Here is a 13,330-nt window from a genome sequence, read left to right on the forward strand (position 1 = left end):
TCCCTACAGGATTAGCCCATAGGATATGGCAGATAACCTATGAAACCTGTGAGCTTCCATTCGCCGTCAATGCGGGCCAGCGTATAGACCGATTGCCAATTGAGAATGTCGATGTCTCCGCCGGCCATTTCGACCTGACCGTCGAATTTCTTATGCGCCAGGGCACGATCCCCCGTCACCTCGATGTCCGTGAGGGTGGTTGCATTAAAGACCGCCTGTTTCGCCGTAGCCGCGATTGCGCGGGCGCGAAAATCGATGGCCCCGGCCACCCAGGAATCGCGATAGGCTGCAAGGCCGGGAAAGCTGATGCGCCAATCATCGGGGTTGGCCGAAGCCTTCCCGTCAATGCCCATGAACCGATCAGCGGCAAAGTCACCTTCCACCATGCTCCAGTCGCATGCGATGAAGGCATCGATATCGCGAGCGACGAGCATGTCCCATATGACATGACGATCCGACCCCGCCGGGAACGGGTTCAGCTTTACGAGGTCTGATGGCATCAGGCGGCATCTCGTTTCTCGAAACGATGGCGGACAAAGTGACCCGGCTCGACCTCTACGGGCAAGCCCGCCGGTTTACGCGCCAATTCACGTACGGCTTCGACCCCTTGCGCGAATTCACGGCTCTCGGCATCGGCATGTGTCAGCCGCACGCACGGATTGGGCACGGCATCGAGCAAAACCTTGGTATAGGGATGCTGGGGGTTGGAAACTATCATCTGCGACGGCCCCCACTCCACCACTTGCCCTGCAAACATCACGGCCGTCTCCTCGGCCAGATAATGAGCAGTTGCGATATCGTGCGTTATGTAGAGAAAGGTGATCCCGCGCTGGGTCTTCATGCGCTCCATGAGACCCAGCACGGACTTCCGAATGGAAACGTCCAGCATCGACGTTGGTTCGTCGGCGACAATCAGATCGGCGCCCACTGCGATAGCCCGGGCAAGATTGACACGCTGGCGTTGGCCGCCCGACAGTTCGTGAGGATATTTATCGAGCGCCACGTCCGAATCCAGCTCTACATCGGCAAGCACCTGACGCACCGCATCAACCAACGCCGCGCCAGAAAGCCCGGAATGGAGGCGCAGGGGGCGCTCGATATGATGGCGGATCGTATGCGCTGGATTAAGGGCGGCGAAAGGGTCTTGGAAGACCATCTGCACCGAACGCGCATAGTCCAGCTTTTCCGCGCGGCTCTTGAAGGCAGAGATGTCGTTGCCCTTGAACCGAATACTGCCCTCTGAGAGCCGAAACAGCCGGGTCACCGCCCGCCCGATGGTCGATTTTCCCGACCCGGATTCGCCAACGATGGCCAATGCCTTGCCCTTCTGGATGGATAGCGAAATATTTCGCATGGCGACCACTTCCTTGGTCGCCCCGAACATGGGCTTGAGGTGGAAGATTTTCGAGGCGTTCTCGATCTCAAGTAGTGGCGTGCCCATCGACTTTCCTCTCACGCTGCACCGAGACGCGGCATCGCATCCCAGAGTTTTCTTGTGTAAGCATGCTTGGGGCTGTCGACGATCTCGGCGGTCGGCGCGACCTCGACGATCTTGCCTTCGAGCATCACCGCGATCCGATCGGCGAACTGGCTCATCAGCGCCAGATCGTGCGTGATGAACAGGATCGAAAACCCAAATTGCGCCTTGAGCGTCATGATCTCTTGCAATATCTCGCGCTGCACGACGACGTCCAGGGCCGTAGTGGGTTCGTCCATGACGATGAGCTTGGGATTGAGGGCCAGGGCCATGGTGAGCACCACGCGCTGGCGCATACCGCCCGAGAGTTGATGCGGATAATCATCGAGCCGTGCCGACGGGATGCCGACAAGCGTAAGCAGTTCTTCAGCCCGGGCGCGAATTTCCGTCCGGTTCATCGATGTATGCTTAGCCAGCATGTCACGGAACTGTTCGAAAATGGTCAGGACGGGATTGAGCGAGTTCATGGCGCTTTGGAACACCATCGAGACATTCGACCATCGCCATTTTTCGAGCCTGTCGGCCGGCATGGCCAGCACGTCGGTCCCGTCGATAACGATCGACCCTTCGGAGATGATCGCTGGCGGGCGATGCAATCGCATCAGCGAAAAGGCGATCGTCGACTTCCCGCAGCCCGATTCCCCGGCCAGCCCCATGACTTCGCCATGTCCGATATCGAGATCGACGCCCTTGACGGCGGTGAAGAGGCCTTTGCCGGTGAGAAAATCGACCTTGAGGCCTTTGACGTCGACAAGTTGGCTCATTGGGCGGCCCCCTGAAGTTTGCCGGCGGCGCGCTGGCGATCGATCTTTTCCTGCGCCTTTGCAGCCGCTGCTATGGTGCCCAACGTCCGAAGGCGAGGGTTGGAAATTTCGTCTACTCCGAAATTGAGCAGCGACAACCCGATGCCGATCCCGGCGACGGCGACGGCAGGCGCAAGCACCTCCCACCACGCCCCGACGGTAATCGCTGACGAGTTTTGCGCGTGATAGAGCATCGTACCCCAGGAGACCGACATGGGATTGCCGAGGCCAAGAAATTCGAGCGTTGCCTGGGTGATGATGGTGTAGGTCACCGAACCGATGAAATTGAACCCGATGATCGAGAGCAGGTTAGGCAGCAACTCGACAAATATCATTCGGTGCGCAGGTTCGCCGATCAACTCGGAGGCTTGAATATACTCCCGTTGCCGCAAGGTCATGGTTTGCGCCCGTGTAACCCGCGCACCCCAGGCCCATGAGGTAACCCCGATGATGATGGCGATAACGACAGGTGAGGTCTGCCCCACGAATGCAGCGATCACCAGCAGCAGCGGCAATTGTGGGATGACGAGCACGATGTTGGTGCAGAAATTGATGATCTCATCGACCACGCCACCGAAATAGCCTGCCGTGATGCCGAGAACCGTGCCGATCAATACGACAAGAAGCCCGGCAAAGAATCCAACCGCCAGCGACGTGCGCGTCCCATAGATCAGCTGGGCAAAGACATCGCGCCCCATGCGGGTGGTGCCAAGGAGGGCCTCTCCATCTGGCGCAACATGGGGACGCCCGACCCGCGCCATGGGATCGGCTCCCAATAGCATCGGCCCAAAGATGGCGACGGCGACATAGGCGAGAACGATGGCAAGGCCAATTGCCGCCTTGCGATTTCGTAAAAAGACCTTGAGCGTTTCAAACATCGATCAGGCCCTCCGCAGCCGTGGGTCGAGCAGCACATAGATGAGATCGACGATGAGATTGGCGGTGAGGATGGCGAGCGTCATGATCAGGAGCTGGCCCTGGATCAGCGGATAGTCGCGCGTGACGATGCCGATATAAAGCGTCTGTCCCAGACCCGGATAGTTGAACACAACTTCCGTAACCAGGGAACCGCCCAGAATGGCGCCGAGCGTCAGACCAAGCGACGTGACCGAGGGCAGCAGCGCGTTGCGCGCAGCATAATTGAACTTCACCCGGCGCTCGGACAATCCTTTGGCGAGCCCCATGATAACATGGTCTTCGCCCAATTGGCCGATCATGTTGTTGCGCATGGTGACGAGATAGCCGCCGACAAAAACGATCATCAGCGAACAGACGGGCATCAGCGCATGGATGAAGACGCTTGAGATGTACGCCCAGGTAAAGCCAGGGTCGAGGCGGGGATTGAAGGCATAGCCGGTGGGGAGCCAGCGCAACGCGACCCCGAATGTAAACAGCGCCACGAGCGCGATCACCACTGGCGGGATAGCCTGAAGTGCGAGCGAGGTGGGCGTGACGATGGCATCAAACGCCCCACCGCGCTTCCAGGCTGCAAAAACGCCGAGCAATGAGCCGATGGCAAAAGCCATGAGCGTTGCGCAACCCGCGAGTAGGAGCGTCCAAGGCAGAGCGTATCCCAGCCGCTCATTGACGGTTTGGGGATAGAAGCGGATGGAATAGCCAAGATCGCCGGTAAATACTGATTTTAAATAGGAGAAATACTGCTCGTGCAGCGGACCGGTGGCAAAGCCGAAGGTCTCGATCAACGCTGCCCGCGCTTCTGGCGGAATCGTCGTTTGCGACTGGGCAAACATGATGTCGATGGGATTGCCGGGCATCAGCCGCGGCAGAATGAAATTGATCGTCGCGGCAACAAAGAACGCAACGATATAAAAGCCCAGACGGCGCAGGACGAAGGCCATGGTCTCTCTCCGCTCTGAAGAAAAAGGACCGGCGCAGAGCGATGCTGCGCCGGCCGGTGTCGAAGGGAGGACTAGTCTTCGACGGGTCGCAGAGCGAGAAGGTGCAGGAGCCGCTCGGGGACACCTGCATAAACCACCGGGCGCGCAACCGGGTTGTCGGCGTTGAAAAAGCCGGTGAAGCGGGCTGTGTTGTATTCGTACCAAAGCGGGTTGTCGAAGACGAAGACCAGCGGCATGTCCTCGGCGATCAGCATCTGGATCTCGTTCATGTACTCGGTCTGCTCATCGGGATCGACCGTGGTATTGAAGGCATCAAGCGCCTCATCGAGAGCCGGGTTGGAATAGCGAGCCGACTGGAACCGCGACTGGCCGATATGGCGGCTGTGGAGGGCCTGATCCATAAAGTAGTGCGGCGTCACACCAGTCGTCACCGAGTTAATGGCCGCGTCGAAGTCCCCGGCGATCAGTTGATCGGTCCAGGCTGGGCTTTCCGGGGTCTGCATCGTGGCGTTGATGCCCAACTCGTTGAGCCCTTCGACGGCCAGTTGGACGGTGTTCACCCAATCCGTCCAGCCATTGGGCACGATGATATCGAATGCGATGGGCGCACCGCTTGGGGTTTCGATAAACCCATCCCCGTCACTATCGGAATACCCGGCCTCTTCGAGAAGCGCACGGGCAGCCTCGATATCGAATTCGGTAAACTGACCATACTCGGCCTCAACTTCCGGATTGTTCCAGGAGTGATAGGCGCGCCCTAGGCCCGACGGGTAGTCATTCGCGGTCGGATAGCCATAACCGGCGATGTCGACCATCGCCTCGCGGTCCATGGCCATCGAGAAGGCCCGACGGAAGGCGACGTCGTTAAAGGCTTCGCTGAGCCCGGCGTCGTCGGTTTCAAGGTTGAGCGAGAAAAACACCGGCGAACCCGATGGGAACCAGTAGCCGTGATTGTCCGGGTCGGTACCAACATAGGTGCGCTCGATGTCGGGCAGGAATGAGCCAAACCAGTCAAGCTCACCATTGGCTGCAGCGGACAGGACCTGGTCGTTGTTGGCGAGCTGCGGCAAGCGCATGCAATCAACATGCAGGCTCTCGGCATCCCAATAATTGGGGTTGCGGCACTGGATGTATTCCTGGGGCGTAAACCGATCGATCTCCGTCAGAGGACCAGAGCCTACGGTTTCGGGATTGGTGTAGGTAACGGGATCCTCCACCTCTGCCCAAACATGTTCGGGCACAGGGTAGACTTGAACCAGCTGATAGATGAGGCCCGCATCCACCTCGGTCATGTCGATGCGCACAGTGCGCTCGTCAACGGCCTCGACCCCGACCAGCTTCGGCCAGACGGCGCGAATGTCGAGGGCCGGAAATTCCTTGATGAGATCGAATGTGAAGACGACGTCCTCAGCGGTGATCGGCTCACCATCCGACCAGGTCAGTCCTTCGCGCAAAACGAACGTCAGCGACAAAAGGTCGTCGGAATATTCGTACGATTCAGCGAGCCGATATTCGGCTTCTCCGCCATGCATGGCGTTGAAGACAACCAGCGGCTCATACATGAAATCAAGAACGGTGGGCAGTACGGTAGTTGAATTGAATGGGTTGTAGTTTTCGACCCATGAAGTCAATTGCTGTGGAACTGCCGTCAGGATGGCGCGGTCGTCCTGTGCGAAGGCGGCACCCGCGGGCAGAACCAGCGCGCTGGCCATAAGCGCGCCTGTGATCAATTTGATGGACATCGGTTGGTTTCCCTCCAGTTTGGCGCAGCCCCTTCGCTGCGTATTTCCGATCCGCCGTGTGGCGAACGCACCTTTGTGCAGGGCATATTGTGGGGGTAACCAGGGGCTCAGTGTCACGGGTGCTTTTTCGTCAATAGCGCTCTCAAAACCGGCAAATCCGTCAAAATCGCCGATATGACAGGAGACGGGCTTTATCTCTTTCGCTATCGCCATAAGAATGTCCTGTGTCATAGGCGGCGCGAGGGGCGCTGCGTGGCAACAGGGAGAGCGCGATGCTGCCGTCATGGCTTGCACCAAAGGGGTTTCGGGGACGATTGTTCCTGATCCTCATGGCGATCACCACGCTCCCCCTGGTCCTGACCGCTTCGGTCTTTTTTTCGATCCTCAACGCGAATGTGGAAGACGAAACCTTCGCACGGCTGTCGTTTGTTCGTGATGCCAAGCGCTCCGAGATCGACCAATACCTGACCTTTGCGTTTCGGCAAGCGGACTCGCTGGCGAAATCCAACGCCGTCCGATATTCGATCGGCGACTTCTACGGGTTCTCCTACGCCTTCCGTCAGATCGATCCTGACCCCGAGCAGGCGCGCGACACCTTGCAGCGCATCTTCGGCATCCAAAGCGAAGCATCTGTAAGCGATGGAAATTTTTCGCCCGACCCTGATGCCATGCTGCGCAATGCGCTGGAATATTCCAACGCCCATCAGCGGTTTCAGGAGGAGTATGCCAGCTTCATCCGGTCGGCCGAGTTTGACAATCTCTATCTCGCCAACACCGACGGCCGCATCGTCTATTCGGTCGAAAAGGACGCCTATCTCGGTGGCGATCTGGATGGCGGTCTGGCTGACTCGCGGCTCGGTCAACTCGCAGCGACTGCAATTGCCACAAACGAGCCCATCACCATCAGCGATTTCGCACTGGATCCATTGACCGGGATTTTTTCGGCCTACATCGCTGTTCGCGTCGAATTCTACCAACGGCCGCGCGGGCTAGCGATATTCCGTCTGCCCGCGGTCGGACTGGATGCGATTGTCCAGCAACAGGAAGAAGAAACGTCCAACTTCTATCTGATTGCCGGAAATCGTGCGCTGGTCTCTGCGCCGGACACCTATGGCTCACCGATTGGCAGTACCGTTCCCCTGCCCGAAGGCGGCGCCTTTGCAGTTGCCGACACCGCGCTCGTCGCGAACGGCATGTCCGGCGGCGCAGCACTGACGGCCTGGACCCCGGTCAGTTTCGGTGACAGCAGATGGTCTCTGGTCGCAGAGGTCCCGTCCCGCGTTGCGTTTGCCAATTCCGAGGAATTGACGCGTTTCGTCCTGATGATTGCGGCGTTTGCCCTGCCGATCCTTTTTTGGGTCGCGTATATGTTGTCGCGCACGATGACTGCACCGCTCAACAAACTGACCGATGTCGCCGAGTCCATTGCCGCCGGCGATCTCGAGCGCACGATGCCAAGCATCGAGCGGCCCACCGAACTGGGGCGGCTTGCGGAAAGCTTCAAGCGCATGCGTGACGCCGTGCGCGAGCAATTGTCCCTGATCAGCCAAAAGAACGTAGAGCTCGAGAGCCACGTTCGCTTGATCGAGGAGAAAAACGCAGCGCTGGAGGAAGCGGACAGGCTCAAGGATACGTTCGTGGCCAATACCAGCCATGAACTGCGCACTCCACTGAATGGCATTATCGGTATTTCCGAGACGCTTTCTGCGGGGGCAGTAGGCGAATTGACAGCCCCCCAGCGCAGCCAACTCGACCTCATCGCCTTTTCAGCGAGACGGCTCTCGCGGCTCGTTGATGACCTCATCGACATCTACCGCATCCGGCAGGGCCGCATGCGACTCGACATTCACCCGGTGCATGTCGCGACCTCGATCCGCAATGTCATGCAACTTGCCGAACCATTGTTGCGCGGCGAACCTGTGACACTCGATGTCGATATCCCGGAAAGCCTGCCTTACGTGATGGCCGATCCAGTTCGCTTCGAGCAGATTCTCTACAACCTGCTCGGCAACGCCATCAAATATACCGACCAGGGTTCGATCGCCATCACGGCATGGCGCGCTGGAGACGTCGTCGCTGTGGCCGTTACCGATACCGGGGTTGGCATACCGTCCGACAGCCTCGAGCGCATCTTTCAACCCCTTGAGCGCGGCGACAGCCCGGAAGTGATCGCCAAGCCCGGCGGGGCAGGCCTCGGCTTGACCATAGCGCGCCAATTGGCTGCTGCCATGCATGGCAAGCTCGCGGCACAATCGAAGCTCGGAGAAGGCTCTCGTTTCGCCCTTAAACTGCCCGTGGCTGCCGCAGAAGCGACCCAGGCGGAAATCCTTACCTATGGCGATCGTCAGGACGGGCTGCAGGCGTCCCTTGGAATGCTGTTGGCCGACGCCGCCGAACTGGCGCCGCAAGCGGGCAACGATGCGCCAGTGATTCTGGTCGTTGATGACGAACCGATCAACATTCAGGTCCTGCGCAATGTTCTCGCCCCGCAGGGTTATATCGTCCGCGCCGCTGAGAACGGCATGGATGCGCTGGCGAGCGTCGAGCAACACAAACCAGACCTCATCGTCCTTGACGTCATGATGCCACAGATGGGTGGCCTGGAAGTCGCCAAGCGCCTGCGCGACCGGCACGGCCTTCTCGATCTGCCCATCATCATGGTCACCGCACGCTCGCGGACCCGCGACGTGATCGCAGGGTTCGAGCATGGTGCCAACGACTATGTGGTCAAGCCCTTCGTTAAGGACGAGCTTCTGGCCCGCATCGCTACCTTGCTCGAAGCCGGGCGCGCACGCGGCACCGCCCGCGAAAACCTGGAACTGAAATCCGAGATCGAACGGCGCGTTCAAGTCGAAGATGCCCTGCGCCTCTCGCAACAGCGCATGACGCGTCTGCTCGATACGCTGGAGGCCGGGCTCGTCTGCGTGAGCGACACCGGACGGATTACTTACGCCAATCAGGCAGCCTCGGTGCTGGCCGGGAGGGTCATCGACCCCGGGACAACATTGCTGTCGGACCTGCTCACGCCCACAATTGTCGATTCAGCTATGCGAACCATCGCTGAAGACGGGCGGCTTTCGTTCGATGATGTCCCGTTGGGGCGCATCGGCGCGCCGGTGTTGCTCAATGCTTTCGAACTCGATGCCGATGCGGGGGGTGGTTTTGCCATGATCATCACGCCCGATACTGCTCAGACCCGTCAATCGAGCGATCATCTGGTGCGCTCTGTCCGTGGCGTTATCGACACTGTGGGGCTGGCGCTCGTTGCGCAGCGCGCCTCTAACGCCTCTGCGCAAACCGAGGCCGCCGCTTCGACGCCCGATAAACTCGACTACCGTGAGGCAATCGTCGCCGTAATGACTCAGTCGATCGCACTGTGGAGAAAGGCGAAGGGCGGATCGAAGATCGACTTTGCCGAGCAGAGCGGTGTCTGGCGGGTCAATCTGGACCGATCCTCGCTGCAGGCCCGAACGCTCGACAAATATCTGCTGATCGAAACCCTGCCCGCCAACCCCCGCTGGCGCGACGTCATCCAGACGGCCGAGTTCGTTTTGGGCGACATCGAGGATCGGTTCAGAACCGACCCAGATATATATCAGCTCTATACCGAACTGCGTGTCGCAACCCAGCGGCTCCGCGACCACGTGCGCGAGCACGTGCTGCCCAAAACCAAGGGCGAAACCGAACCTCAGAACGCTCCCAGCGTCTGAATTTTCAACGCAAGACCATGTCAGGCCCGATTATGCCCACGCCCTCGTTCCGCCTCGAAGCGGACTGGAACCCAGAAATCTCGACCCCAGGCCAGCTCGCGATCACCCTGATCAACACCGGAGACAGCGCCGTGTCGGGCTTTAAGCTCGCCGTCACTTCGCTGTTCCGCATCAAGCCCGACGCCCCCATAGAGGGCGCGCGCCTCGTGGATCAATTGTCGAATTACCACGTTCTGGCGCCCGAGGACGGGTTCGTTCTGGAGCCCGGAGCACGGTGGAACATCATTGCACGGCAGATCAGCCACACGCTTCGGCACTACACATATGGCCCGAAATCGGCAGCGGTCACGATGGAAGACGGAACCCTGGTGGTGCCCGAGGTAATGCCCATGACGCTCAAAGGGGAAGCAGGAGCGCCGACGATCGTGCACCCTGCCCGTCGTCCGCTGGCAAAGGATGCGCAGACCATCAGCGTCATCCCCTTTCCGGCCGACGTCGCCGTCAGCGGTGCTGGTGCCGTTCCGCAAGCTATCGGCTTTGCGGATGGTCCCGCGGACGCCCACGCCGCATTTAATGCTGCTAAGGCGTTGGCTGGACGACTGTTTGCCGATGAAGCGATTTTCGGAAATGGGCTCGCGGTCACCTGTGCTGCCGATCCAGAACTGTCGGCCGGTGGCTATCGCATCGCATTTGACGACAAAATTATCCTCTCTGCCGCCGATCTTGACGGCTTCCGGCACGGCTTCATTACACTGGCCCAGATGGTTAGGGGAGCGCGTCATCACCCTGAAGACTTCATCTTTCCGGCGAGCGGCACTATTGCCGATGCACCCCGCTTCGATTGGCGCGGGAGCCATCTCGACGTTGCACGGCAAGTCTACTCAGTCGATGAGATCAATGCCTTCCTCGACACAATGGCGTGGAATAAACTCAACCGCTTCCACATCCACCTCAATGATGACGAAGGCTGGCGACTCGACGTGCCGAACTACCCCGCGCTTGCGGAAAAAGCAGCCTGGCGTGGGCCGAACGAAATCCTTCCGCCGCTGCTCGGCAGCCCGTTTGAAAAGCACGGGATGGTCTATCGCGCCGAAGATGTTACAGCGTTTGTCGATCACGGGCTCGAACTGGGCATCCAGACGATCCCCGAAATCGACATTCCCGGCCATTGCTATTGTGTGCTGAAGGCGCTGCCGCAACTGGCTGACCCGGAAGAAATGGGCATCTATCGATCCGTGCAATATTTTCCCAACAATGCGCTCAACCCGGCACTGGACGAGACTTATGTTTTTCTCGAAGCCGTTGTGAAAACGCTGGTCGAGCTGTTTCCCGCGCAATGGATCCATATCGGTGGCGACGAGGTTGCAGACGAAGCCTGGGCGGGATCGCCCCAGGCCAACGCGATGCAGGGCCCCAACGGCTGGCAGGGCACATTCGCGCTGCAGTCCTACTTTCTCAAGCGCATTCAGTCGCTCCTCAAGCAGTACGGCAAGGATACCGGCGCCTGGGAGGAAGCCGCGTTGGGCGGCGGCGTCGATGCCGACCGATCCTATCTTGTAGCGTGGAAAAAATCGGAAAGCGGTCGCGACTTGGCCCTGCAGGGCTATGACGTGGTGCTGGCCCCTGCCGAACACGCCTATTTCGACATGGCGCAATCGACCGAATGGTGGGAGCCCGGTGCGAGTTGGGCCGGCACGGTCTCGGTGGAAACCTGCTACGCCTTCGATCCGGCCCATGACTGGCCCGACGAGGTCCAGGATAAGCTGATCGGCGTACAATCATGCTTGTGGAGTGAAAACCTGGCCGACCGCAGGCTGTTCGATCACCTTGTCTATCCGCGCCTGTCGGCGATCGCAGAAACGGCATGGAGCCCTAAAGCGGCCAAGAGCGTCGACCGGTTTATGGCTATCCAGACGCTGATGCCGAAGGCGAGTCTGGGCTGACATTAAGGTGCGCCGCCCCGTTGGTGGCGCACCGTCTCGTCGAGGAGTTTAAACGCTCTGCTCTGCGGCGCGCAGTGTGTTGGCCATGAGCATTGCGATGGTCATAGGGCCGACACCGCCCGGCACGGGCGTGATGGAAGCGGCGCGATCAACGGCGGTGGAAAATTCCACATCGCCCACCAGCCGCGTCTTGCCCTCGCCCTTTTCCCGCGCGGGAATGCGATTAATGCCGACATCGATGACGGTCGCGCCGGGCTTCACCCAATCGCCCTTGATGAACTCGGGCCGCCCGATGGCGGCCACGAGGATATCTGCGCTGCGGCAGAGATCGGGCAAGTCGCGCGTGCGCGAATGGGCTATGGTGACGGTGGCATTGGCATGTTGAAGCAGAGCCGCGACCGGGCGCCCGACCAGATTTGACCGCCCCACGACGACGGCAGTAAGCCCGGAAAGTCCTTGCGGAAAAACCGTCTCTAGCAATTCCATGCAGCCTTTAGGCGTGCAGGGCACCAGCGTTTTGTCCACCTGTCCCGAAGCGAGGCGACCGATGCTGATGTCGTGCAGACCATCGACATCCTTGGCCGGATCGAGCGCGCCAATCGTCACCCGTTCGTCCAGATGCCCGGGCAAGGGTAATTGAACGAGGATGCCGTGGACGGCTGGGTCCGCGTTGAGCGTTGCGATGAGCGCCAGCAATTCGTCCTGCGTCGTGTCGGCGGCAAGCGTGTGCTGGACCGAGTGGAACCCGCATTCCTTGGCCATGCGGCCCTTGGAGGCGACGTAAACCTGGCTGGCGGGATCTTCACCGACCAGAACGACAGCGAGACCCGGCGGAAGACCGTTGGCAGTGCGGAACGCCTCCGAGCCTGCCTTGACGCGCTCGATCGCTGCTGCTGCGACGGCCTTGCCGTCGATGATCGTGGCGGGCATGGCGGGCTCCTTTATGCGAAGACGACGGTCTTGTGGCCGTTGAGCATGATGCGGTTTTCGAGGTGGCTCTTGACGGCACGCCCCAAAACACGGCTCTCGATGTCACGGCCTACCGCGATGAGATCGTCGGGACTCATGGCGTGGGTAACCCGCGCCGTTTCCTGCTCGATGATCGGGCCCTCATCGAGATCCGGGGTAACGTAGTGCGCTGTCGCGCCGATGATCTTGACCCCACGCTCATGGGCCTGGTGATAGGGCTTTGCGCCCTTAAAGCTCGGCAGGAAGGAATGGTGGATGTTGATCACCTTCCCGAATAGGCGGGTGGACAGCTGATCCGAGAGGATTTGCATGTATCGCGCCAAAACCACGAGATCGGCATCTGCAGCCTTAATGACTTTGAGCACTTCCGCTTCCTGAGCCGCCTTCTCGCCCTTGGCCATTGGGAGATAATGGAACGGTACACCCTCGGCCTCCGCAATGGAGCGGGCATCCTGATGGTTGGAGATGATCGCCGCGACCTCAGCGCGCAGCGAGCCGACCTTGATCTGATAGAGCAGGTGCAGCATGGCGTGGTCGAATTTGGAAACGAGGATGACGATGCGCGGCGTGCGGGCCTGGTCTGCCACTGCCGCCTTCATCTCGAAGCGCTCGACCACAGGTTTCAACGCGCGCTCGACACCATCCTTGTCGACGCCCTCAGGCGCCGTAAATCCGATGCGCATGAAGAATTTGTCGGTATCCTTGTCCCAAAACTGGTTGGACTCGGCGATATTGGCACCCAGCCCGAACAGCTCGCTCGTAACGCCTGCGACGATCCCAGGCTTGTCGGCGCAAGACAGGGTGAGAATAAAATTGGGCATGGACGA

General features: G+C 59.7%; 10 protein-coding genes. 2 read left to right on the forward strand and 8 right to left on the reverse strand.

Annotation, left to right across the window (positions count from 1 at the left end; all coding sequences use genetic code 11):
• Positions 1–11: 11 nt before the first annotated feature.
• The 6 genes from BLR31_RS08265 to BLR31_RS08290 form a co-directional block, all read right to left on the reverse strand.
• Positions 12–500, reverse strand: coding sequence for a hypothetical protein (locus BLR31_RS08265; RefSeq protein WP_090594580.1), 489 nt, complete (start codon positions 498–500; stop codon positions 12–14).
• A complete protein-coding gene (locus BLR31_RS08270; RefSeq protein ID WP_090594583.1) occupies positions 500–1,441 on the reverse strand; it encodes an ABC transporter ATP-binding protein in 942 nt (313 codons plus the stop codon). The genes BLR31_RS08265 and BLR31_RS08270 overlap by 1 nt, the downstream gene beginning before the upstream one ends.
• A gap of 11 nt (positions 1,442–1,452) precedes the next feature.
• Complete coding sequence (locus BLR31_RS08275; RefSeq protein ID WP_090594586.1) at positions 1,453–2,241, reverse strand: ABC transporter ATP-binding protein; 789 nt, start codon at positions 2,239–2,241, stop codon at positions 1,453–1,455.
• Positions 2,238–3,158, reverse strand: coding sequence for an ABC transporter permease (locus BLR31_RS08280; protein WP_090594588.1), 921 nt, complete (start codon positions 3,156–3,158; stop codon positions 2,238–2,240). The genes BLR31_RS08275 and BLR31_RS08280 overlap by 4 nt, the downstream gene beginning before the upstream one ends.
• Positions 3,159–3,161: 3 nt before the next feature.
• The gene (locus BLR31_RS08285; RefSeq protein WP_090594589.1) at positions 3,162–4,139 is read right to left on the reverse strand and encodes an ABC transporter permease; all 978 of its coding nucleotides are present in this window, start codon (positions 4,137–4,139) and stop codon (positions 3,162–3,164) included.
• Positions 4,140–4,210: 71 nt separating this feature from the next.
• Positions 4,211–5,881 carry an ABC transporter substrate-binding protein gene (locus BLR31_RS08290; protein WP_090594899.1) on the reverse strand — a complete coding sequence of 557 codons (1,671 nt, stop codon included), beginning with the start codon at positions 5,879–5,881 and terminating at the stop codon, positions 4,211–4,213.
• Between the two features lie 272 nt (positions 5,882–6,153).
• On the opposite strand from BLR31_RS08290, the gene BLR31_RS08295 reads away from it, so the two are divergent.
• Together BLR31_RS08295 and BLR31_RS08300 are read left to right on the forward strand one after the other, a co-directional pair.
• Positions 6,154–9,591: a hybrid sensor histidine kinase/response regulator gene (locus BLR31_RS08295; protein ID WP_090594590.1), complete on the forward strand. Its 3,438-nt coding sequence runs from the start codon at positions 6,154–6,156 to the stop codon at positions 9,589–9,591.
• Positions 9,592–9,623: 32 nt separating this feature from the next.
• Complete coding sequence (locus BLR31_RS08300) at positions 9,624–11,534, forward strand: beta-N-acetylhexosaminidase (protein ID WP_090594591.1); 1,911 nt, start codon at positions 9,624–9,626, stop codon at positions 11,532–11,534.
• Positions 11,535–11,582: 48 nt separating this feature from the next.
• Here BLR31_RS08300 and folD read toward each other — a convergent pair whose 3' ends face one another.
• Together folD and purU are read right to left on the reverse strand one after the other, a co-directional pair.
• Positions 11,583–12,464 carry a bifunctional methylenetetrahydrofolate dehydrogenase/methenyltetrahydrofolate cyclohydrolase FolD gene (gene folD, locus BLR31_RS08305; RefSeq protein WP_090594592.1) on the reverse strand — a complete coding sequence of 294 codons (882 nt, stop codon included), beginning with the start codon at positions 12,462–12,464 and terminating at the stop codon, positions 11,583–11,585.
• Between the two features lie 11 nt (positions 12,465–12,475).
• Entirely contained in the window at positions 12,476–13,324 is an 849-nt protein-coding gene (gene purU, locus BLR31_RS08310) for a formyltetrahydrofolate deformylase (RefSeq protein WP_090594593.1), read from the reverse strand.
• Positions 13,325–13,330 lie beyond the last annotated feature (6 nt).

It is taken from the genome of Pelagibacterium luteolum (genome assembly GCF_900100665.1).
GTDB lineage: Bacteria > Pseudomonadota > Alphaproteobacteria > Rhizobiales > Devosiaceae > Pelagibacterium > Pelagibacterium luteolum.